Here is a 21,624-nt window from a genome sequence, read left to right on the forward strand (position 1 = left end):
TTCGGTCTTGCGTTTCCGACTCTATCAGACCGTTTCCGGTTCCGATTTCCTCGGTGCTTTCCAGGTTCCCGCTTTCGCGTTTCCCTTTCCGGCGGCTCCGACTCTATCAGATCCTTTCGGGCCTGACTCCCAGTCAGAGGGGCTTGCCTTCCCGGCTGTTGGGCCGTTCCGACGAGTGAGACTTTAGCGGACTCCGTGGCCCCGCGCTAATCGGGGCCTGCGTTCTTTCGAACGCGGATTCCTCATTTCGCAAATACGCATGCCAATAGAAAGACAGCAGCCGGATCGACTGAAGTCGACTAGAGGTTGGTACTTGCGGAATGGCTGTCCGGGGACCGACCGGGGTCGGCGCTCACGTCGGACAACTCGGAGAACAGTACGTACCGGGAGGGGGAGTGTCAACTCACGTCCGGACGGGGCCCTGGCGGCGTACCCTGGTCCGCATGACGACGCGTACATACACCCAGCAGTGGTGGGCCGCCTGACGGCGGCCTGAGCTACGTATGCACTCAACGGCCGCCGCCTCGGCGGCCGTTTTCGTATCTCCCTCCGGAGCTCCTGAGGGTCGGCCGGCCGGGACGGCGGCCTCGACCAGGAGACGGAGAGAAGAGATGACGCGGGTCTTCAGTGGGGTCAAGCCGACCGGGCATCTGACGCTGGGGAACTACCTGGGGGCCATGCGACGGTGGGCAGCCGTCGATCAGCACCAGGCCGACGCCCTGTTCTGTGTCGTCGATCTGCACGCGCTGACCGTGGACCACGATCCGGCGCGGGTGCGGCGGCTCAGTAGGCAGGCGGCGACGTTGCTGCTGGCGTCGGGGCTGGATCCGGAGCTGTGCACCGTGTTCGTACAGAGTCATGTGGACGAGCACGCGCGGCTGTCGTATGTGCTGGAGTGCGTGGCCACGGACGGCGAGATGCGGCGGATGATCCAGTACAAGGAGAAGGCCGCGCGCGAGCGGGAGCGGGGCGGGAGTGTGCGGCTGTCGCTGCTGACGTATCCCGTGCTGATGGCGGCGGACATCCTGGCGTACGGGGCCGACGAGGTGCCGGTGGGCGATGACCAGGCCCAGCATGTGGAGCTGGCGCGGGATGTCGCGGTGCGGTTCAACCAGCGGTACGGGCACACGTTCGTGGTGCCCCGGGGAACGCCTCCGAAAGTGGGCGCGCGGGTGATGAACCTCCAGGAGCCGCTCTCGAAGATGGGGAAGAGCGATGACACGGGACCCGGGATCGTCTATCTGCTCGACGAGCCGGACGTGGTGCGGAAGAAGGTCATGCGGGCCGTGACCGACAGCGGGCGGGAGGTCGTCTACGACCGGGAGGGCCGGCCGGGCCTCGCCAATCTGCTGGAGATTCTCGCGGCGTGCACGGATGGGAACCCGGAGGCGCTGAGCGGTGTATATGAGTCGTACGGCGCCTTGAAGAAGGACACCGCGGAGGCCGTGGTCGAGGTCCTCAGGCCCGTACAGGAGAGGCACAAGGAGTTGTGCGCGGATCCTGGCTATGTGGAGGGGGTGCTGCGGGATGGTGCGCAGAAGGCTCGGGCGATGGCCCGGCCGACCGTCGATGCGGCGTATCGGGCGATCGGGTTGCTGCCGGCGGCCGCTGCCGCTGATATCGCGGTGACCGTCTAGGACAGCGTGGGCCGGGCCGCCGCCCCCTGAGGTGGATGGGGCAGGGGGCGGCGGGTGGTCAGCTGTTGTTGCCGGAGGCCAGCTCGCGGCTGCGGTCGCGGGCAGCTTCGAGGGCGGCGATGAGGGCGGCTCGTACGCCGTGGTTCTCGAGTTCGCGGATGGCGTTGATCGTGGTGCCCGCGGGGGACGTGACGTTCTCGCGGAGCTTGACCGGGTGTTCGCCGCTGTCGCGGAGCATCGTGGCGGCGCCGATCGCGGACTGGACGATGAGGTCGTGGGCCTTGTCGCGGGGCAGGCCGAGCAGGATGCCGGCGTCCGTCATGGCTTCGACCAGGTAGAAGAAGTACGCCGGGCCGGAGCCGGAGAGGGCGGTGCAGGCGTCCTGCTGGGACTCGGGGACGCGGAGCGTCTTGCCGACGGCGCCGAAGATCTCCTCGGCGTGGGCGAGGTGCTCGGCGGTGGCGTGGGTGCCGGCGGAGATGACGGACATGGCCTCGTCGACGAGGGCGGGGGTGTTCGTCATGACGCGGACGACCGGGGTGCCCGCTGCGAGGCGCTCCTCGAAGAAGGAGGTGGGGATGCCCGCCGCGCCGCTGATGATCAGGCGGTCGGCGGGGACGTGGGGGGCGAGTTCGTCCAGGAGGGTGCCCATGTCCTGCGGCTTGACCGTGAGGATCAGGGTGTCGGCGGTCTTGGCGGCCTCGGCGTTGGTGACCGGGCTGACTCCGTAGCGGGCGCGGAGCTCTTCGGCCCGTTCCTGGCGGCGGGCCGTGACCAGGAGGTCGGCCGGGGCCCAGCCGCCTCGGATCATTCCGCTGAGCAGGGCTTCGCCGATCTTGCCGGTGCCGAGGACTGCGACTTTCTGGGTCATGGCTGCGGGTGCCCTCCGGGGGTTGCGTCGTCCGGGGTTCATCCTCGCACCGGGGGTGGGTGTGCGGCTCGGCTGTCCGGTTGGCGGGACGTGCGCGGGTTATGCGGTGCGGCGGCGCAGGGTCGCCGCTCCCAGGGCGAGGACGAGCAGTGCGCACCCGGCCACGATCAGGGCGTCTCGGACGAAGGCGGCGGTCATGTCGGTGTGCTTGAGGACCTCGTTCATGCCATCGACGGCGTAGGACATCGGCAGGACGTCGGAGATGGCCTCCAGGACGGGGTGCATGTTGTCGCGGGGGGTGAACAGGCCGCAGAGGAGGAGCTGGGGGAAGATCACGGCCGGCATGAACTGGACGGCCTGGAATTCGGAGGCGGCGAAGGCCGAGACGAAGAGGCCGAGTGCGGTGCCGAGGAGTGCGTCGAGCAGGGCGACCAGGAGGAGCAGCCAGGGGCTGCCGGTGACGTCCAGGCCGAGGAACCAGACGGCGAGACCGGTGGCGAGGGCGGACTGGATGATCGCGAGGGTGCCGAAGGCGAGGGCGTAGCCGGCGATGAGGTCGCCTTTGCCGAGCGGCATGGCGAGGAGGCGTTCGAGGGTGCCGGAGGTGCGTTCGCGCAGGGTGGCGATGGAGGTGACCAGGAACATCGTGATCAGCGGGAAGATCCCGAGGAGGGAGGCGCCGATGCTGTCGAAGGTGCGTGGGCTGCCGTCGAAGACGTAGCGCAGCAGGAAGAGCATCACGCACGGGATCAGGATCATCAGCGCGATGGTGCGGGGGTCGTGGCGGAGCTGGCGCAGTACCCGGGCCGCGGTGGCGAGGGTGCGGGAGGCGCTGAGGGCGCTGGTGGGGTCCGGGGCGGCGGTCGTCGGGGTGGTGGTCGTCGTGCTCATCGGGTCGTCTCCTTCTTGCGTCCGGCTGCGACGGCCTCGTCGACGAGGTGCAGGAATGCGGCTTCGACGGTCTCGGCTCCGGTGCGGGTGCACAGGGCGTCGGGGGTGTCGTCGGCGAGGATCTCGCCCTCGCGCATGAGGAGGAGGCGGTGGCAGCGCTCGGCCTCGTCCATGACGTGGGAGGAGATGAGCAGGGTCGCTCCTCGCTGGGTGGCGATGTCGTGGAAGAGGTTCCACAGGTCGCGGCGCAGGACGGGGTCGAGGCCGACGGTCGGTTCGTCCAGGACCAGTAGTTCCGGTGTGCCGAGGAGTGCCACGGCCAGTGAGACGCGGCTGCGCTGGCCGCCGGAGAGGTTGCCGGCGAGGGCGTCGGCGTGGCTGGTGAGGTCGACGTCTTCGATGACGCGGGTGACGTCGGTGTGGCGGCGGTCGGCGGCGGCGTGGCCGGGGGCGAGGATCGCGGCGAAGTAGTCGAGGTTCTGGCGGACGGTCAGGTCGTCGTAGACGGAGGGGGCTTGGGTGACGTAGCCGATGCGGGTGCGCAGGGTGGGGTGGCCTGCGGGGTGGCCGAGGATGTCGAGGGTGCCGGTGACCTTGGCCTGGGTGCCGACGATGGAGCGCATGAGGGTGGATTTGCCGCATCCGGAAGGGCCGAGCAGGCCGGTGATCTGGCCGCGCGGGACGGTGAAGTCGAGGCCGCGCAGGACGGTGCGGGGGCCTCGGACGACGGTGAGGCCTTCGGCTCGGACGGCGGGGCTGTCGGTGGTCTGCGTGCCGGTGTCCGGTGGGCCGGAGGAATAATTCATCATGTGATGAATACTGCTCTCGCGGACGGTCGCCGTCAAGCCGGTGGCGTTCGATGGCCGGGCGCGCGGCGGCGCGATCGGAAGCGTGCGGTCCGGTTCGCGTGCTCCCGGATCCCTCCGATGCCCTCGGGCACCGGCTGCGCGATCAACTCCCGTTCCCGACAATGGGTTTCAGTGCGAGGTCATATGCCGCGCGCCCAGGTTCGCCGTGCCCTCCCCCGGCACGGCGCCCACGCATCTCCCCGTATCCCGTGACCGTCGTCGATCGTCGGAGGTGCTCCTGTCATGCGCTGTGGCGTACGCAAGGCCGATCTGTTCGCGTCCCTCGTCGTGTTTCTCGTGGCGCTGCCGCTCTGTGTGGGAGTCGCCATAGCCTCCGGTGTGCCCGCCGAGCTGGGGCTGGTGACCGGGATCGTCGGCGGGCTGGTCGCCGGGGTACTGCCCGGCAGCAGCCTCCAGGTGAGCGGGCCGGCGGCGGGGCTGACGGTGCTCGTCTACGAGGCCGTGCAGCGGTACGGGGTCGGAGCGCTCGGGGTGCTGGTGCTCGGCGCGGGGCTGGTGCAGCTGGGGCTGGGGGTGCTGCGGCTGGGGCGGTGGTTCCGGGCCGTGTCGGTGGCCGTGGTCCAGGGGATGCTCGCGGGCATCGGCCTCGTCCTGATCGCGGGTCAGGTGTACGCCATGGGCGACGCGGACGCCCCCGGCGGCGGCCTCGGCAAGCTCGCCGGGCTGGTGTCGCTGCCCGCACTGCTCGACCCGGTGGCGTTGTCAGTGGGGGGTGCCACCATTGCCGTACTGCTGCTGTGGCCGCGATTCGAGCGCGGGGCTCGCCTGGTGCCCGCGCCGCTGGTCGCGGTCGGCCTCGCGGCGGCGGTGACCGGGGTGTTCGGCCTGGATGTGCGGCGGGTCGAGGTGCGGGGCCTGCTGGATGCCGTACGGCTGCCGGAGGCCGCGGATCTCGGGCGGCTCACGGAAGTGGGCGTGCTGGGGACCGTGGTCGCCTTCGCGCTGATCGCGTCCGCCGAGTCGTTGTTCAGCGCGGCGGCGGTGGACCGGCTGCACGGCGGGCGGCGTACCGACTACGACCGTGAGCTGATCGCTCAGGGCGCGGGCAACGCGGTGTGTGGGGTCCTGGGCGCCCTGCCGATGACCGCGGTGATCGTGCGGAGCGCGGCGAATATTCGGGCGGGGGCGCGGACCAAGGCGTCCCGGGTGCTGCACGGGGTGTGGCTGCTGCTCTTCACCGTCGTCGTGCCCGGGGTGCTCGGGGTGATTCCGGTGGCGGCGCTGGCCGCGCTGCTGGTGCACGCCGGGTGCAAGCTCGTGCCGGTGCGGGAGGTGCGGGTGCTGTGGCGCGCGCATCGCGGGGAGGTGGTCGTGCTGGTGGTGACGGCGGGGGCGATCGTCGTCGGCAGTCTTTTCGAGGGGGTGTTGGCGGGGTTGGCGCTGGCGGTGGCGAAGACCGCGTGGGATGCCAGCCATGTGCATGTGGAGACCGAGGACGGGGGTGAGGCGGAGATCGTCGTACGGGTGCTGGGGCATGCGACGTTCCTGCGGCTGCCGAAGCTGCTGGACGCGTTGGAGGCGCTGCCGCGGGACCGGGAGGTGCGGTTGGAGCTGGGCGGGCTGCGGCATCTGGACCATGCGTGTGCGGCGGCACTGGAGGGGTGGGCCGCCGGGCGGGGGCAGGCGTTGGTGGCGAGCGGGAGGGCGACACCGTGAGGCGGCCACCTCGGTGGGGCTCGCTGGAGCGCGGTGAGAGCTCGGTGGGGCTCAGGTCGTGGCCAGCAGCAGGATGACGTCGTAGACCTCTTCGACGATGCCGTCCGGGAAGGCCCGCATCAGGTGGGCGCGCTCCTCGGTGAGGAAGGCGGCGTTCTCCTCCTCGCCGCGCACCAGGAAGGTCGAGTGGCTGGCGATGTTGGCGAGGTGGGTGTCGACGGGGATGCGGCGGCTCCAGCGGACCTCGCGGCGGGTGAAGTGGAGGCGTTCGGCGGGGTCGCAGGCGCGGGCGTTGACGTTGCGCTTCTCCTCGTAGATGTTCACCTCGAAGTGGCGTCCGATGCGTTCGGCGGCCTCGGCCAGCCAGGGCACGTCGAGGGCGTCGGTGTTCCACCACAGGGCGAGTGCGCCGCCGGGGCGCAGGACGCGGACGGCCTCCGGGATCGCGAGGTTCGGGTCGGTCCAGTGCCAGGCCTGGGCGTAGGTGAGGAAGTCGGCGGAGGCGGTGGCGAGGGGCAGGGTGTTGCCGTTGCCGCGGACGATCGGGATGTCGGGGTGGGTCCGGCGGAACTGGGCGGCCATTCCGTCGCCGGGTTCGACGGCGATCACGTCGGCGCCGCGGGTGTGCAGGAGGGCGGTGGCTATGCCGGTGCCGGCGCCGACGTCCACGACGCGGGAGCCGGCGAGGGGGCGGCCCGCGAGGTCCTCGATGGCGTCGAAGAGGGCGGGCGGGTAGGAGGGGCGGTTCGCCGCGTACTGGGCTGCGGCCGCGTTGAAGGAGTGGGCGCGGGCGGTGTGCGAGGGAGCCGTCATACGGCCATGGTGGCCGGGTCCGGCGGGGAGGGCGGTGATTTTTCGGTGTGAGGTGGGGTCCGGCTAGGAGCGGCGGCGCTTCTTCGACGGGTTGCCGGTGCGGCGGGTGGTGCGCTTCTCGTACTGCTTGCGCGCGGTGTCGTACTCCTCGCGGTGGAGCTTCTCGCCCGGGGCCTCGGTGAGGGAGCGGAAGAAGTAGGCTAGGAGCGAGCCGACGAAGCCGATGGCCAGCAGGCCGCGGAGGGAGGCCTGGCGGTCGGGGTCGGCGCGCTTGGTGAAGCCCTCCCAGGTGTGGCGGAAGGCGAGGGCGCTGCAGATCGCGAACATCACGACCATGAGGAGGGTGACGAAGCTGCCGATGTCCGCGATCGCGAGGCCCTCGTAGGCGAACCGGAGGACGAGGCAGGAGGCGACGGCGGCCGCGAGGGAGCCGACGGCGGCGCCGATGCGGCGGACCGCGTAGCCGTTGTCGTGGTCGACCCAGGTCGTGCCGAAGAAGCGGATGGGTTCGGGGCGGGGGCCGGGTGCGGAGCCCGCGGGGGTCGCCTGGGTGCCGTTGTCGTCGCTCACGCGTCGATTATGGCTCCGGGCGGTCGCGGGCTCCGAGGGGGTTCAGCAGCTCTTGGTCACACGCCCGAGCATTGCCGGACCACATAGCCGTCGCTGCCGGTCTTCACGTAGGTGTCCGAGACGAAGACGCCATCGGAGGTCTTGTCCCAGATGTTCGAGGTGCCGAGGGGGCCGGTGATCGTCTCGCCCGGCGTCTGACAGACGATCGAGATGTTCGTGCCCGGCTTGTAGGTCTTGATGATCTGGTAGCTGGTTCCCGGGCCGCTACGGGCGTTCACGTTCGAGGTGCCGACTATCGGGTAGCTGGCGGCGGAGGCCACGGAGGCTGTACCGAGAACGGTGAGGAAGGCCCCGGCGACTCCGGCGAGCACGGTGGCGCGGCGCTTCAGCAATGACATGGAGTGGTCCTCTGGAGTGGGGGGATCAGAACGAGCAGCGCGGGCGGACGTAGCCGTCGGTACCCGTCTGCACGTAGGTGTCGGAGATGAACTCGCCGTCGTCGATGTTGTCCCAGATGTTCGACGTCCCGTACGGACCGGTGATCGTCTCGCCCGGCGTCTGGCAGAAGATCGGGACCATGGCGCCCTCGGGCAGCACACGGACGATGGCGTACTGGGTACCGGGGCCTCTGCGGACGTTCACCCGGTAGCCGGGGGCGACCGGGTAGTAGCGCACGGCTGCTTCGGCGGTGGTGCCGCTCACCGTGATGAAGGCTCCGGTGGCGCAGGCGAGGAGGACGGATCTGCGGGTCAGTGCTGACATGTCTTTCCCTTGGGATGTGGGGGTCAGGAGCAGCGGGCGGCCACGTAGCCGTCGCTGCCGGTGTGCACGTACGCGTCCGAGACGTACTCGCCGTTGTCGATGTTGTCCCAGATGTTCGAGGTGCCGTACGGACCCGTGACGGTCTCGCCCGGCCTCTGGCAGTAGATCGGGACCTTGGTTCCCTCGGCGAGCACACGGACGACGGTGTATCCGGTGCCCGGACCGCTGCGGACGTTCAGGCGATAGCCCGGGGCAGTGTCGTAGTAGCGGGGTGCGGCTTCGGCGTGCGCCGCACCAACCATGAGGAAGGCCGCGGTGAGACCGGCGAGCATGACGGATCTGCGCTTCAGGGATGGCATGGGTGCCTCGGGGTGGGGGTGGGGGTGGGGGGTTTCAGAGGGCGCAGCGGGGGCGGATGTAGCCGTCGCTGCCGGTGTTTATGTACGCGTCCGAGACGTACTTGCCGTTGGCGACGCAGTCCCAGATGTTCGAGGTGCCGTACGGGCCCGTGACCGTCGTACCTGGCGTCTGGCACAGGATCGCGACCCTTGTCCCCTCAGGGAGGACATCGACGATGGAGTAGCTGGTGCCGGGGCCACTGCGCACGTTCAGGCGGTAGCCCGGAGCCACGTCGTAGTAGCGGACCTCGGCCTCGGCGGGGACGGCGCCCACCGTGATGAAGGCTCCGGTGGCACCGGCGAGCAGGACGGAGCGGCGTCTCAGGGACGTCATGGGGTTCCCCCGGGTGGTGGTGGCGGGTTCAGAGGGCGCAGCGCGGGCGGATGTAGCCGTCGCTGCCCGTGTTCACGTACGCGTCCGAGACGTACTCACCACTGGAGATGCAGTCCCAGATGTTGGTTGTGCCGTAGGGGCCCGTGACCGTCGTGCCCGGTGTCTGGCAGAGGACCGCGACCTTTGCGCCCTCGGAGAGGACCCTGACGATCGGGTAACTGGTGGCGGGGCCGCTGCGGACGTTGAGCCGGACGCCCGGCGCGACCGGGTAGTAGCGCACGGCAGCGGTCGTGGCCGCCGCCGTCACCGTGGCTGTTGCTTCGCCGCCCTCGGCTTCTTCCACGTGGTCAACAGACATGAAAATCCTCCCCCGTTGAGCCCCACGGTTGTCGTGGGCCCCGTTGATTCCCCTGAATCACGCCATGAAACAGACATGCGCAACTCGCACACGAACGCTAGCAAGCCGCCTCTGTCTCGCACGAGTCATCGACTAGGCTCCGTGCGTCGCGCGCGCGGACGAACAGCACGGGGGTGGTCCCATGGCGCCACAGCACAACACCGGAGCGGGCGCGGAAGCGGAACTTCCCGAGTACGCCGGTCACTACAAGCTGGAGTCGCGCCTCGGGTCGGGCGGTATGGGGGTCGTGCATCGCGCCCAGAGCACCTCGGGGATGACGCTGGCAGTGAAGGTCGTGCACGCCGAATTCGCCAAGGACCCTGAGTTCAGGGGGCGGTTCCGGCAGGAGATCGCGGCGGCGCGGCGGGTGAGTGGTGCCTTTACCGCGCCTGTCGTCGATGCCGATCCGGATGCCGAACGGCCGTGGATGGCCACGCTGTTCATCCCTGGGTCGACCCTTGCCGACGAGGTGAAGCGGAACGGACCCATGACCGCTGCCCAGTTGCGCCGGCTCATGGCGGGGTTGGCTGAGGCACTGCGCGACATTCACAGAGTCGGGGTCGTCCATCGCGACCTCAAGCCGAGCAATGTGCTGCTTGCCGAGGATGGACCGAAGGTCATCGACTTCGGCATTTCTCGGCCAAAAGACAGCGAACTACGCACTGAGACCGGGAAGTTGATCGGTACCCCTCCGTTCATGGCGCCCGAGCAGTTCAAGCGGCCGCGGGAGGTCGGGCCTGCTGCCGACATCTTCGCGCTGGGTTCCGTGATGGTTCATGCGGCCACGGGACGAGGGCCGTTCGACTCCGACAGCCCCTATGTCGTCGCCTATCAGGTCGTGCATGACGAGCCCGACCTGACCGGCGTACCGAAGAATCTCGCGCCGCTCATCGTGCGCTGTCTGGCCAAGGATCCCGAAGACCGGCCCACGCCGGACGAGTTGATGCGCGAGCTGCGGTCGGTCGCGGCCTCGTACGACACGCAGGCCTTCATACCGGCGCAGCGCACGGATGGCGCCCCTGTGCCGGAGCCCCGTGTCGCCGCAGAGCCCGAACGGCGACGTCAGTGGCGCAGGGGCAAAGTCGCGGCACTCGGGACGGCGGGCGTGCTGGTCCTCGCTGCGATCGTCACGCTGGCCTCGGTCCAGCTGGACGGCGGCGGAAGCACGCCACCGAAAGGCAGCTCGGCACGCACCACCTCCGCCGGGTTCAGCCCCTGGAGCACACGGCCGGTGGCCGTGGAAGGCAGCCTGCCCCGGTGCTCGTACGCGTCGCAGCGCCTGCTGTGCGTGCAGCCCGGGCTCGTGTCCGCCCTCGATCCAGCCGACGGCCGTGTGCTGTGGCGGCACACACTCGACAAAAGTGACTCCCCCAGCGAGCCCCCGGTTCTCTCGGGCGGGCTGGCGCACGTGCTGACACACACGGGCAAGCGGCTGCTGGCCCTCGATCCGTCATCGGGCGGTACGCGCTGGAAGCGGGACGTGTCCTCGTACCGCGGCGTTCGCTACGCAGGCGCCATGCTGCTGTTGACCAGCGTCGACGGGAAGGTCACCGGCGTCGACAGCGCATCGGGCAAGAGCAAGTGGAGCAGACGGATACCAAGTTCGAGCAGGCCGTACTTCGACTCCTTCCCCAAGAGCCCTTGGGCGTACGCCACCAGCACGTCGGCCGACGGTACGCGGACACGGGTCACGGCGGTGGACCCGGTAACGGGCGACGTTCGCTGGTCAGCGCAGCTCGACGGCGAGTTGATACCCGTCGGCGCCTCGAACGGCAGCGTCTTCCTCCGCACCGTCAGCGACGGCTACGACGCCGCGGCAGCCGTGGTCCGATACGACCCCGAATCCGGAGACGTACGGCGCGTGGCGCTGACCGTGCCGGTCGATCAGCCGCAGGTCACTGTGTACAACGGTCTTGTCCTTCTCATGGGCACAGGCGGCTCCCTGGTAGCCGTCGACATGGACGCGAAGAAGCAGGTGTGGTCTCTCGAGACGTCCATCAGTCAAGGTTCGGTACCAGTGACCGACGGGCGCAACGTCTATGTCAGCGCCGCTGACGGGCGTCTGTTGGGCGTCGATGCCGCCAAGGGGAAGCTGCTCGGTCAGACAGCGCCACGGATGGGCAGCAAGTCGGAGGAGTACGTGGCCACAGTGCCGGCGCCTCAGATCGCCCAAGGCCACCTCTACGCCACCGCCCCCGACGGCACAGTCTTCGCCGTCAACGCCCGCACCCCCTCGGCCTGGTGACACGAAAAGGGCCGCCCCCGAAGAGGCGGCCCTCATCAGATCCCGGAGATCAGCCCAGCTTGGACACGTCCCGCACGGCGCCCTTGTCCGCGCTGGTCGCCATCGCCGCGTAGGCCCGCAGCGCCGCCGACACCTTGCGTTCGCGGTTCTTCGGGGCGTACACCCCGCCCAGTGCCGCCTCACGGCGGGCCAGTTCGGTGTCGTCGACGAGGAGTTCGATCGTGCGGTTCGGGATGTCGATGCGGATGCGGTCGCCGTCCTCGACGAGCGCGATCGTGCCGCCGGCCGCCGCCTCGGGGGACGCGTGGCCGATGGACAGGCCGGACGTGCCGCCGGAGAAGCGGCCGTCGGTCACCAGGGCGCACGCCTTTCCGAGGCCGCGGCCCTTGAGGTACGAGGTCGGGTAGAGCATCTCCTGCATGCCGGGGCCGCCCTTGGGGCCCTCGTAGCGGATGACGACGACGTCGCCCTCCTTGACCTGCTGGGTCAGGATCTTCTGGACGGCCTCTTCCTGGGACTCGCAGACGACCGCCGGGCCCTCGAAGGTCCAGATGGACTCGTCGACGCCGGCCGTCTTCACCACGCAGCCGTCGACCGCCAGGTTGCCCTTGAGGACCGCCAGGCCGCCGTCCTTGGAGTACGCGTGCTCGGCGCTGCGGATGCAGCCGCCCTCGGCGTCCTCGTCCAGCGTGTCCCAGCGCTCCGACTGGGAGAAGGCCTCGGCGGAGCGGACACAGCCGGGGGCCGCGTGCCACAGTTCCACCGCCTCGGCCGAGGGGGAGCCGCCGCGGACGTCCCAGGTCTTCAGCCAGTCCGCCAGGGACGGGCTGTGGACCGAGTGGACGTCCTCCCGCAGCAGGCCCGCGCGGTGCAGCTCGCCCAGCAGGGCCGGGATGCCGCCGGCGCGGTGCACGTCCTCCATGTAGTACGTGCGGTTCTTCGCGACGTTCGGGGCGACCTTCGCGAGGCACGGCACGCGGCGGGAGACCTCGTTGATCTCCTCCAGGCCGAAGGGGACGCCCGCCTCCTGGGCCGCCGCCAGCAGGTGAAGGATCGTGTTGGTCGAGCCGCCCATCGCGATGTCCAGGGCCATCGCGTTCTCGAAGGCGGCGATGGTGGCGATGTTGCGGGGCAGGACCGTCTCGTCGTCCTGCTCGTAGTAGCGCCGGGTGATGTCCATCACCGTGCGCCCCGCGTCCTCGTACAGCGCCTTGCGGGCCGTGTGCGTGGCCAGGACCGAGCCGTTGCCGGGGAGCGAGAGGCCGATGGCCTCGGTCAGGCAGTTCATCGAGTTGGCCGTGAACATGCCGGAACAGCTGCCGCAGGTCGGACAGGCGTTCTCCTCGATACGGAGGATGTCCTCGTCCGAGATCTTCTCGTTCACGGCCTCGGACATCGCGTCGACCAGGTCGAGGGTGCGGACCGTGCCGTCGACCAGCGTGGCGCGGCCGGACTCCATCGGGCCGCCGGAGACGAAGACCGTGGGGATGTTCAGGCGCAGGGCCGCGTTGAGCATGCCCGGCGTGATCTTGTCGCAGTTGGAGATGCAGATCAGGGCGTCGGCGCAGTGGGCCTCGACCATGTACTCGACCGAGTCCGCGATGAGGTCGCGGGAGGGGAGGCTGTAGAGCATTCCCCCATGGCCCATCGCGATGCCGTCGTCGACCGCGATCGTGTTGAACTCGCGCGGGATGCCGCCGGCCGCGACGATCGCCTCGCTGACGATCCGGCCGACCGGCTGGAGGTGGGTGTGACCCGGCACGAACTCGGTGAAGCTGTTGGCGACCGCGATGATCGGCTTGCGGCCGATGTCCGCACCGGGTACACCGGAGGCGCGCATAAGGGCGCGGGCGCCCGCCATGTTGCGGCCGTGGGTGACTGTGCGGGACCTCAGCTCGGGCATCGTCGATCGCTCCTTCAGACAGATAGGGCTGTTATCGAGCGTACGCCGGTCATCCAGGGGTCGGACACAGTGTCCGGAATGCGGGATGACCGTCTCACCTCACAGGGCGCTCACGGGTTCGTGAGATGCCCCTGCACCACCGGCGCCAGCCGGGCGATGATCTGCTCCACGTCCGCCGAGGCCAGCGGTTCCACCTTGATCACGTACCGGAGCATGGCCGTCCCCACCAGCTGCGCGGCCGCCAGCTCGGCGCGCAGCTCGGCGTCCGGCAGGTCGACCTGGGCGGCGACACGGCGCAGCAGCTGGGAGACGACGATGCGGCGGAAGACGGCGGCCGCGGTGTCGTTGTTGACCGCCGAGCGGACGATCGCCAGCAGGGGCGTACGGGTGGCCGGGTTCTCCCAGACGCCGAGGACGAAGCGCGTCAGCCGCTCGCCGACGCCCTCCAGCGGGCCGTCGGCGACCGCTTCCCCCGCCCCGAGTGCGGGGGCGGCGGCCATCTCGATCGCCGCCTCGAAGACCTGTTCCTTGGTGCCGAAGTAGTGGTGGACCAGGGCCGAGTCAACCCCCGCCGCCTTGGCGATGCCGCGCACCGAGGTCTTCTCGTAGCCCCGCTCGGAGAACTCCTCGCGGGCCGCGGTCAGGATGCGGTCGCGGGTGTCGGCCGATTCCTTACCAGGAGGACGGCCCCGTTTCCGCGAGCTGACGCCGGTCACGGCCGCGGCACCTTCACCGCGGAGGCCAGATGCAACCGCGTGAAGGCCAGGGCCTCCGCCAGATCGGCCTCACGTTCGGCGCTGGACATCGCGCGCCGGGTGTTGACCTCGATGACGACATGGCCGTCGAAGCCGGTCAGGGCGAGGCGTTCCAGCAGCTCGGCGCAGGGCTGGGTGCCGCGCCCGGGGACGAGGTGCTCGTCCTTGGCCGAGCCCCGGCCGTCGGCGAGGTGGACGTGGCCGAGGCGGTCGCCCATGCGGTCGACCATGTGCAGCGCGTCGGAACGGGCCGTGGCCGCGTGGCTGAGATCGATCGTGAAGTGACGATAGTCCTCTTTCGTCACGTCCCAGTCGGGGGCGTACGCGAGCATCTCGCGGTCGCGGTAGCGCCAGGGGTACATGTTCTCGACGGCGAAGCGGACGTCCGTCTCGTCCGCCATGCGCCAGATGCCGTTCACGAAGTCGCGGGCGTACTGGCGCTGCCATCGGAACGGCGGGTGCACGACGACCGTGGACGCCCCGAGCTTCTCGGCGGCCGCCTGGGCGCGCTGGAGCTTGACCCAGGGGTCGGTGGACCACACGCGCTGCGTGATGAGCAGGCAAGGGGCGTGTACGGCGAGGATCGGGATCTGGTGGTAGTCGGAGAGGCGGCGCAGGGCTTCGATGTCCTGGCTCACCGGGTCGGTCCACACCATGACCTCGACACCGTCGTAGCCGAGGCGCGCGGCGATCTCGAAGGCCGTCGCCGTGGACTCCGGGTACACGGAGGCCGTGGAGAGCGCGACCTTCGCATCCGGGATCCGTACGACTGGTTCTGCCACGGGGGTCAGCCTAAGGGTTGCGACGGGTGCGGTGCGGGGCGCCTATTCGCCGTTGTGGCGATTGCCATAGGCGGGTACGGCACGGCGGGTACGGCAGGGGGTACGGCAGAGGCGGGTGCGGCGTGGGCAGGTGCGGGGGTGTCCCGGTTCGCCGCGCCCGTCACGCGTCCACACTCGCTCCCACACTCGATCCCATGTGATCGAGTCGCCGCAGGATGACGCCTTCCCGCAGCGCCCACGGACAGACCTCCAGGTTCTCCACGCCGAACAGGTCCATCGCGCCCTCGGCCACCATCGCACCCGCGAGCAGCTGCCCCGCGCGGCCTTCGGAGACGCCGGGCAGCTCGGCGCGCTGCGCCGCCGTCATCCCCGCCAGCTGCGGCACCCACGCCTCCAGGGACTCCCGCTTCAGCTCGCGCTGGACGTAGAGGCCCTCGGTGGAGCGGGCGGCGCCGGCGAGGCGGGCCAGCTGCTTGAAGGTCTTGGACGTGGCGACGACGTGGTCGGGGGCGCCGAAGCGGCTGAACTCGCCGACGGTGCGGGCGATCTGGGTGCGGACATGACGTCGTAGCGCCCTTATGTCCTCCGGATCCGGCGGGTCGCCCGGCAGCCAGCCCGCGGTCAGCCGGCCGGCGCCCAGGGGCAGCGAGGCCGCCGCGTCGGGCTCCTCGTCGATGCCGTACGCGATCTCCAGGGAGCCGCCGCCGATGTCGAGGACCAGCAGCTTTCCCGCCGACCAGCCGAACCAGCGGCGGACGGCGAGGAAGGTGAGGCGGGCCTCCTCGGCGCCGGTGAGGACCTGGAGCTCGACGCCGGTCTCGGCGTGCACGCGCGCGAGGACGTCGTCGGCGTTGCTGGCCTCGCGCACCGCGGAGGTGGCGAACGGGAGCAGGTCCTCGACGCCCTTGTCCTCGGCGGCCTGGAGGGCCTCCTTGACGACGCCGATGAGTTTGTCGACCCCCTCGGGGCCGATCGCGCCGCCCTCGTCGAGGAGTTGGGCAAGGCGCAGTTCTGCCTTGTGCGAGTGCGCGGGCAGCGGGCGCGCGCCCGGGTGCGCATCCACCACCAGCAGATGCACCGTGTTCGATCCCACGTCGAGGACACCGAGTCTCATGTACGGAACGCTACTGCCACCTGCAAGGTCGGCCGTATCCGGAGTCTTGCCAAGCGTCTTACCCTGGACGCGTGCCAAAGACGAAAAAGGCGAAGACCGACAAATCTTCCAGCGGTTCTTCGCAGGCGAAGTCGCCGGTGAAGTCACCGAAGAAGTCGAAGCAGGCCCTGGCAGCCGACGAGAAGGGGCTCGATTTCGCGCGCGCGTGGGTGGAGTTCCCTGATCCGGCGGACGACGAGCAGATCTTCCGGTGCGATCTGACATGGCTGACCTCTCGCTGGAACTGCATCTTCGGCAGCGGTTGCCAGGGCATCCAGCCGGGCCGCGCGGCCGACGGATGCTGCACTTTGGGTGCCCACTTCTCCGACGAGGACGACGAGAAGCGGGTCGCCGGTCATGTGGCCAGGCTCACTCCGGAGATCTGGCAGTTCCACGACGAGGGCACGGAGGGCGGCTGGATCTCGGAGGACGAGGACGGCGACCGCCAGACCCGCCCGTACCAGGGCTCGTGCATCTTCCAGAACCGGCCCGGCTTCGCCGGCGGCGCGGGCTGCTCGCTGCACATCCTGGCGCTCAAGGAGGGCCGGGAGCCGCTGGAGACCAAGCCGGACGTCTGCTGGCAGCTGCCGGTGCGACGGACCTACGACTGGATCGACCGGCCCGACGACACGCGCGTACTCCAGGTGTCGATCGGCGAGTACGACCGCCGCGGCTGGGGCCCGGGCGGCCACGACCTCCACTGGTGGTGCACATCGGCCACCTCCGCGCACGGCGCGGGCGACCCGGTCTACGTCTCCTACCGGCCGGAGCTGACCGAACTGATGGGCAAGGCGGGCTACGACCGGCTGGTGGAGCTGTGCGAGGAGCGACTGGCGTCCCAGCTGCCGCTGCTGGCGCCTCATCCGGCAGACCCTGCGGTCTGACCACGCCTCGCCGGCTTCGCGCACCGGCCGCGTCCGGCCGACGCCGTGGGCCGACCGCACCCGGCCGGTGTTGCGGGCTGACCGCGTGCGGCTGACCCCGGTGACCGGACACTGCCGGTCCGCCCCATGACCGTGCGCCGAAGCCACGGCTACGACGTCGACGGGCTCGGGTCGCCGCTGTCGCTGGGCGGGGGCGTCGAGTTCGTCGGGGTGGGCGGGGTGGGGTCTGTGGGTGTCGGGTCCGGGGCGGACGGCGAGGGCGGCGGGTCGCTGGGGGTCGGGTCTGTGGGGGCCGAGGTGGTGGGGTCCGGGTCCTGGGTGGACGGGGGCGGGTCGGCGGGGGTGCCGGGGTCCGTCGGGGTGGGCGCGGTGCCGTAGCCCTCGATGGAGACGACGGCGCCGGCGGGTGAGACGGCCACGCGCGCGCTCCAGTGGCCGGACGGCTCGCGCAAGGGGTCGACGTACACCTTGATCGTCAACGACTCGCCGGGTTCGAGGGTTCCCGAGGACTGGCTGAGGTAGAGCCAGACGGCGCCGGTGCTCGCGGACCAGCGGACCGGGCCGTCGCCGGTGGCGGTGAGGGTGATCAGCGTGGTGTCGCCGCTGTTCCCGGCCGCGACCTCCAGATGTCCGGCGCCCTTCTTGCCGGCGCCCGTGACGCTGATGACCTTCACCGATACATCGGGTTTGTCACCTTTGGTGAAGCGGTCGGCGGGCCGGGTGCTGGCGTTGCCGGCGTTCTCGTAGCCGCCCGCGGCCTCGCCGTCCAGGCTGTCGGGGCCGTGCGCCTCGCTGGCGCTGGCCGAGCGTCCCTCCACGCCCTCGGCGGTGGGGGTGCCACGGTAGGCGGCCCACAGAGCGAGCACGGGGGCCGCCACGACGGTGGCGACGACGGTCGTCGTGACGGCACGCGCGCGTAGCCGGTCGCGGCGGGCTGCGCGGTCCTTGGGGTCCATCGGGAAGCCGCGCCGGTCGAAACGGGGGGCGGCCGCGCGGGAGAAGTGCGTCATGGCGACATGCAGCGTCGCGCGCGGGGCCTGGAGGACCGGCAGCTCGGAGGGGGTGATCATCGCTCCGGGCCAGCGGCCGGCGACCGCGCGCTCGGCGGTACGGCGGCAGCGCGGGCAGTCGTCGACATGCCGTACGAGCTCACGGCGCAGGGCCGTGCCGATCACCAGCTGCTGGTCGCCGGTGAGACGCGCGACGCTCGGGCAGGTACCGGTCTCCACGACGGCGAGGGCCGCGCGCGTGCGCTCGACCTCACACGCGGCGGAGGCGAGCAGTTCCCGGGCGGCGGCAGGGTCCATGCCGAGGACGGCGGCGACCTCGTGGGCGGCGAGATGGTGGCGTACGGCGAGTTCGAGCGCCTCGCGTTGCTCCGGGGTGGTGCCGGCGGCCTCCGGCCAGGCCAGCAGGGCGAGTTCGCGTCGACGCTCTTCCTGGACCTCCTCGGAGACGGGCGGGACCGCCCGCTTCTCGGCGTGGTGGCGGCCCGCCGCGTGGGTGCCCTGACGTTTCTGCTTGGCCTCGGCCAGCTTGCGCAGACACGCCCAGCGGGCCAGCGCGTACAGCCAGGCCCGGCGGTCCCCGGCCGCCTCCGGCCCGCGGCGGCGCTCGGCGAGCGCGAGAACGTCGCCGAGGGCGGCGGTGGCCGCGTCGTGGTCGCACAGTACGGACAGGCAGTAGGTGAACAGGCCGTCCAGATACGGCTCGTAGCGCGCCGGCGTACGTTGCGCCAGCGTGCGCGCCGCACCGCGGTCACGCGCCTCCCGTTGCGCCCGGTGCGCGCCGGTGGTGCGGGTCGAGGTCTCCGGACTGCTGCTCATCACCCGTGGACCGTAGGGTGCGGGCGATGGCCCCTTCTTCCCCCTTGAGCACTTTTACTCCGTACGGGTGAAACGATCCCTCATAAGGGGACAGGAACCCCTCGTTCCGTGGCCTGTTCTTGACCCCGGTGGCCGGATGACACCGGGCGCTCACGACCACCGCCGGGCATTGTCAGTGTCGCCCGTTACGGTTCGTGCATGGCTGCCCGTACGAAGACCGCCAAGGACCGCCCCGCCTACCGCTGCACCGAGTGCGGCTGGCAGACGGCGAAGTGGCTCGGCCGCTGCCCCGAATGCCAGGCGTGGGGCACCGTCGAGGAGTACGGCGCGCCCGCGGTGCGTACGACGTCTCCGGGCCGTGTCACCACCTCCGCCCTGCCCATCGGCCAGGTCGACGGCCGCACCGCCACGGCCCGCTCCACCGGCGTGCCCGAGCTGGACCGGGTGCTCGGCGGTGGACTCGTACCGGGCGCGGTCGTCCTGCTCGCGGGCGAGCCCGGCGTGGGCAAGTCGACCCTCCTGCTCGACGTGGCGGCCAAGTCGGCGAGCGACGAACACCGCACCTTGTACGTCACGGGTGAGGAGTCGGCCAGTCAGGTCCGGCTGCGCGCCGACCGCATCAAGGCCATCGACGACCATCTGTACCTCGCGGCGGAGACCGACCTGGCCGCGGTCCTGGGCCACTTGGACGCGGTGAAGCCGTCCCTGCTGATCCTCGACTCCGTGCAGACGGTGGCGTCCCCCGAGATCGACGGCGCCCCCGGCGGCATGGCCCAGGTGCGGGAGGTGGCGGGCGCGCTCATCCGCGCCTCCAAGGACCGGGGCATGTCCACCCTCCTCGTCGGCCATGTCACCAAGGACGGCGCCATCGCGGGCCCGCGCCTGCTGGAGCACCTCGTGGACGTGGTGCTCTCCTTCGAGGGCGACCGGCACGCGCGCCTGCGTCTCGTGCGGGGCGTCAAGAACCGCTACGGCGCGACGGACGAGGTCGGCTGCTTCGAACTGCACGACGAGGGCATTACCGGCCTTACGGACCCGAGCGGACTTTTCCTGACCCGTCGTGACGAACCGGTCCCCGGCACCTGTCTGACGGTCACCCTGGAGGGCCGCCGCCCCCTGGTCGCCGAAGTCCAGGCCCTCACCGTCGACTCGCAGATCCCCTCACCTCGCCGTACGACATCCGGTCTGGAGACCTCCCGCGTCTCGATGATGCTCGCCGTGCTGGAGCAGCGAGGCAGGATCAGTGCACTCGGCAAGCGGGACATCTACTCCGCGACGGTCGGCGGAGTGAAGCTGTCGGAGCCCGCCGCGGACCTCGCCATCGCCCTCGCGCTGGCGTCGGCGGCGAGCGACACCCCACTGCCCAAGAACCTCGTCGCGATCGGCGAAGTAGGCCTTGCGGGCGAGGTCAGACGGGTCACGGGCGTCCAGCGCCGGCTCGCCGAGGCACATCGTCTGGGCTTCACCCACGCGCTCGTGCCGGGCGACCCGGGCAAGATCCCCGCCGGTATGAAGGTCCTGGAAGTCGCCGACATAGGAGACGCCCTGAGAGTCCTTCCGCGGTCGCGTCGGCGAGACGCCCCACGGGACCAGGAGGAGCGCCGGTAGACTTTGCCCTGGTCTCGCCCGTCCGTACGAACCGAATGTGCGAAACGGAGCGTCCCAGAACCTGCGACCGGAGGAGTGCAGTGGCAGCCAACGACCGGGCAGCAGCTCCCGGAAAGTCCGGTGGGAGCTCCGGTGCCGATGGCCTGATGCGCGCCTCACTGAGCGCCGTGGCACCCGGCACGGCCCTGCGCGACGGCCTCGAGCGGATTCTCCGCGGCAACACGGGCGGACTCATCGTGCTCGGTTTCGACAAGACCGTCGAGCCGATGTGCACGGGCGGTTTCGTCCTGGATGTCGAGTTCACCGCCACGCGGCTGCGTGAGCTGTGCAAGCTCGACGGCGGCATCGTGCTCTCCACGGACGGATCGAAGATCCTGCGGGCCGGTGTGCAGCTGGTGCCCGACCCGACGATCCCGACGGAGGAGACGGGTACCCGCCACCGCACGGCGGACCGTGTCTCCAAGCAGGTCGACTTCCCGGTGGTGTCGGTCTCCCAGTCCATGCGGCTGATCGCCCTCTACGTCGACGGCCAGCGCCGCGTCCTGGAGGACTCGGCGGCGATCCTGTCCCGCGCGAACCAGGCCCTGGCGACCCTGGAGCGCTACAAGCTCCGCCTGGACGAGGTCGCGGGAACGTTGTCAGCGCTGGAGATCGAGGACCTCGTGACGGTCCGGGACGTCTCGGCCGTCGCCCAGCGCCTGGAGATGGTCCGCCGTATCGCGACGGAGATCGCCGAGTACGTGGTCGAACTCGGCACGGACGGACGTCTTCTCGCCCTCCAGCTCGACGAGTTGATCGCCGGCGTGGAGCCCGAGCGCGAACTGGTCGTCCGGGACTACGTCCCCGAGCCCACGGCCAAGCGCTCCCGCACGGTGGACGAGGCCCTGTACGAGCTCAACGCCCTCACCCACGCCGAGCTCCTCGAACTGTCCACGGTGGCACGGGCGTTGGGTTACACCGGCTCTCCGGAGGCCCTGGACTCCGCGGTCTCGCCCCGAGGCTTCCGCCTGCTGGCGAAGGTGCCGCGCCTGCCGGGCGCCATCATCGACCGCCTGGTGGAACACTTCGGCGGCCTGCAGAAGCTGCTGGCCGCGAGCGTGGACGACTTGCAGACGGTGGACGGGGTCGGCGAGGCGCGGGCACGCAGCGTACGAGAGGGCCTGTCGAGGTTGGCGGAGAGCTCAATCCTGGAACGGTACGTCTAGTCACCCAGGGGGCGCGGGGAGCTGGGCGAGCAACCACAACGCCGCCGCAGCCGACTGACAACCCC

Annotated in this window: 21 protein-coding genes; 6 read left to right on the forward strand and 15 right to left on the reverse strand. The window is 70.4% G+C overall.

Going from position 1 to position 21,624, the window contains the following annotated elements; all coding sequences use genetic code 11:
- Nucleotides 1-611 precede the first annotated feature (611 nt).
- Nucleotides 612-1,637: a tryptophan--tRNA ligase gene (gene trpS / locus ACFY0U_RS08920; protein ID WP_388632412.1), complete on the forward strand. Its 1,026-nt coding sequence runs from the start codon at nucleotides 612-614 to the stop codon at nucleotides 1,635-1,637.
- A 58-nt stretch (nucleotides 1,638-1,695) separates the two neighbouring features.
- Here trpS and proC read toward each other — a convergent pair whose 3' ends face one another.
- From proC to ACFY0U_RS08935, 3 genes are all read right to left on the reverse strand, one after another.
- Nucleotides 1,696-2,508 (reverse strand): pyrroline-5-carboxylate reductase, encoded by an 813-nt coding sequence (gene proC, locus ACFY0U_RS08925; RefSeq protein WP_388632414.1) that lies wholly within the window; start codon nucleotides 2,506-2,508, stop codon nucleotides 1,696-1,698.
- Nucleotides 2,509-2,607: 99 nt separating this feature from the next.
- Entirely contained in the window at nucleotides 2,608-3,399 is a 792-nt protein-coding gene (locus ACFY0U_RS08930) for an ABC transporter permease (protein ID WP_388632416.1), read from the reverse strand.
- Entirely contained in the window at nucleotides 3,396-4,208 is an 813-nt protein-coding gene (locus ACFY0U_RS08935) for an ABC transporter ATP-binding protein (protein ID WP_388632419.1), read from the reverse strand. Before ACFY0U_RS08935 ends, ACFY0U_RS08930 begins: the two co-directional genes overlap by 4 nt.
- Nucleotides 4,209-4,490: 282 nt before the next feature.
- Here ACFY0U_RS08935 and ACFY0U_RS08940 point away from each other — a divergent pair, with 282 nt between their 5' ends.
- On the forward strand, nucleotides 4,491-5,924 hold the full coding sequence (locus ACFY0U_RS08940; protein WP_388632422.1) for a SulP family inorganic anion transporter: 1,434 nt from the start codon (nucleotides 4,491-4,493) through the stop codon (nucleotides 5,922-5,924).
- A 51-nt stretch (nucleotides 5,925-5,975) separates the two neighbouring features.
- Here ACFY0U_RS08940 and ACFY0U_RS08945 read toward each other — a convergent pair whose 3' ends face one another.
- From ACFY0U_RS08945 to ACFY0U_RS08975, 7 genes are all read right to left on the reverse strand, one after another.
- Nucleotides 5,976-6,737 carry a class I SAM-dependent methyltransferase gene (locus ACFY0U_RS08945; protein WP_388632425.1) on the reverse strand — a complete coding sequence of 254 codons (762 nt, stop codon included), beginning with the start codon at nucleotides 6,735-6,737 and terminating at the stop codon, nucleotides 5,976-5,978.
- A 63-nt stretch (nucleotides 6,738-6,800) separates the two neighbouring features.
- Nucleotides 6,801-7,307, reverse strand: coding sequence for an EamA/RhaT family transporter (locus ACFY0U_RS08950; protein ID WP_388632428.1), 507 nt, complete (start codon nucleotides 7,305-7,307; stop codon nucleotides 6,801-6,803).
- Nucleotides 7,308-7,363: 56 nt separating this feature from the next.
- A complete protein-coding gene (locus ACFY0U_RS08955) occupies nucleotides 7,364-7,705 on the reverse strand; it encodes a hypothetical protein (protein ID WP_388632431.1) in 342 nt (113 codons plus the stop codon).
- 25 nt (nucleotides 7,706-7,730) lie between these two features.
- Nucleotides 7,731-8,069: a hypothetical protein gene (locus tag ACFY0U_RS08960; protein ID WP_388632434.1), complete on the reverse strand. Its 339-nt coding sequence runs from the start codon at nucleotides 8,067-8,069 to the stop codon at nucleotides 7,731-7,733.
- A gap of 23 nt (nucleotides 8,070-8,092) precedes the next feature.
- Nucleotides 8,093-8,401 carry an SH3 domain-containing protein gene (locus ACFY0U_RS08965; protein WP_388634265.1) on the reverse strand — a complete coding sequence of 103 codons (309 nt, stop codon included), beginning with the start codon at nucleotides 8,399-8,401 and terminating at the stop codon, nucleotides 8,093-8,095.
- Between the two features lie 61 nt (nucleotides 8,402-8,462).
- A complete protein-coding gene (locus tag ACFY0U_RS08970) occupies nucleotides 8,463-8,801 on the reverse strand; it encodes an SH3 domain-containing protein (protein WP_388632437.1) in 339 nt (112 codons plus the stop codon).
- 28 nt (nucleotides 8,802-8,829) lie between these two features.
- Nucleotides 8,830-9,159 (reverse strand): SH3 domain-containing protein, encoded by a 330-nt coding sequence (locus ACFY0U_RS08975; RefSeq protein WP_388632440.1) that lies wholly within the window; start codon nucleotides 9,157-9,159, stop codon nucleotides 8,830-8,832.
- A gap of 181 nt (nucleotides 9,160-9,340) precedes the next feature.
- Here ACFY0U_RS08975 and ACFY0U_RS08980 point away from each other — a divergent pair, with 181 nt between their 5' ends.
- Complete coding sequence (locus ACFY0U_RS08980) at nucleotides 9,341-11,443, forward strand: serine/threonine-protein kinase (RefSeq protein WP_388632442.1); 2,103 nt, start codon at nucleotides 9,341-9,343, stop codon at nucleotides 11,441-11,443.
- 49 nt (nucleotides 11,444-11,492) lie between these two features.
- On the opposite strand, the gene ilvD is transcribed toward ACFY0U_RS08980, so the two are convergent.
- The 4 genes from ilvD to ACFY0U_RS09000 form a co-directional block, all read right to left on the reverse strand.
- Nucleotides 11,493-13,346 (reverse strand): dihydroxy-acid dehydratase, encoded by a 1,854-nt coding sequence (gene ilvD / locus ACFY0U_RS08985; protein WP_388632445.1) that lies wholly within the window; start codon nucleotides 13,344-13,346, stop codon nucleotides 11,493-11,495.
- Between the two features lie 110 nt (nucleotides 13,347-13,456).
- Complete coding sequence (locus tag ACFY0U_RS08990) at nucleotides 13,457-14,062, reverse strand: TetR family transcriptional regulator (RefSeq protein WP_388632448.1); 606 nt, start codon at nucleotides 14,060-14,062, stop codon at nucleotides 13,457-13,459.
- The gene (locus ACFY0U_RS08995) at nucleotides 14,059-14,883 is read right to left on the reverse strand and encodes a sugar phosphate isomerase/epimerase family protein (RefSeq protein ID WP_388632451.1); all 825 of its coding nucleotides are present in this window, start codon (nucleotides 14,881-14,883) and stop codon (nucleotides 14,059-14,061) included. Before ACFY0U_RS08995 ends, ACFY0U_RS08990 begins: the two co-directional genes overlap by 4 nt.
- 160 nt (nucleotides 14,884-15,043) lie before the next feature.
- Nucleotides 15,044-15,997: a Ppx/GppA family phosphatase gene (locus ACFY0U_RS09000; RefSeq protein ID WP_388632454.1), complete on the reverse strand. Its 954-nt coding sequence runs from the start codon at nucleotides 15,995-15,997 to the stop codon at nucleotides 15,044-15,046.
- 71 nt (nucleotides 15,998-16,068) lie between these two features.
- Between ACFY0U_RS09000 and ACFY0U_RS09005 the strand changes: the two genes are divergently transcribed.
- A complete protein-coding gene (locus tag ACFY0U_RS09005) occupies nucleotides 16,069-16,920 on the forward strand; it encodes a hypothetical protein (RefSeq protein ID WP_388632457.1) in 852 nt (283 codons plus the stop codon).
- Between the two features lie 149 nt (nucleotides 16,921-17,069).
- Here the strand turns inward: ACFY0U_RS09005 and ACFY0U_RS09010 are convergent, their stop codons facing one another.
- Nucleotides 17,070-18,746 carry a hypothetical protein gene (locus tag ACFY0U_RS09010; RefSeq protein WP_388632460.1) on the reverse strand — a complete coding sequence of 559 codons (1,677 nt, stop codon included), beginning with the start codon at nucleotides 18,744-18,746 and terminating at the stop codon, nucleotides 17,070-17,072.
- A gap of 198 nt (nucleotides 18,747-18,944) precedes the next feature.
- Here ACFY0U_RS09010 and radA point away from each other — a divergent pair, with 198 nt between their 5' ends.
- Together radA and disA are read left to right on the forward strand one after the other, a co-directional pair.
- Nucleotides 18,945-20,354, forward strand: coding sequence for a DNA repair protein RadA (gene radA / locus ACFY0U_RS09015; RefSeq protein WP_388632462.1), 1,410 nt, complete (start codon nucleotides 18,945-18,947; stop codon nucleotides 20,352-20,354).
- Between the two features lie 80 nt (nucleotides 20,355-20,434).
- A complete protein-coding gene (gene disA / locus ACFY0U_RS09020) occupies nucleotides 20,435-21,559 on the forward strand; it encodes a DNA integrity scanning diadenylate cyclase DisA (RefSeq protein ID WP_266823807.1) in 1,125 nt (374 codons plus the stop codon).
- Nucleotides 21,560-21,624: the final 65 nt, after the last annotated feature.

The organism is Streptomyces sp. NPDC001536, assembly GCF_042894505.1.
In the GTDB taxonomy this organism is placed as follows: Bacteria; Actinomycetota; Actinomycetes; order Streptomycetales; family Streptomycetaceae; genus Streptomyces.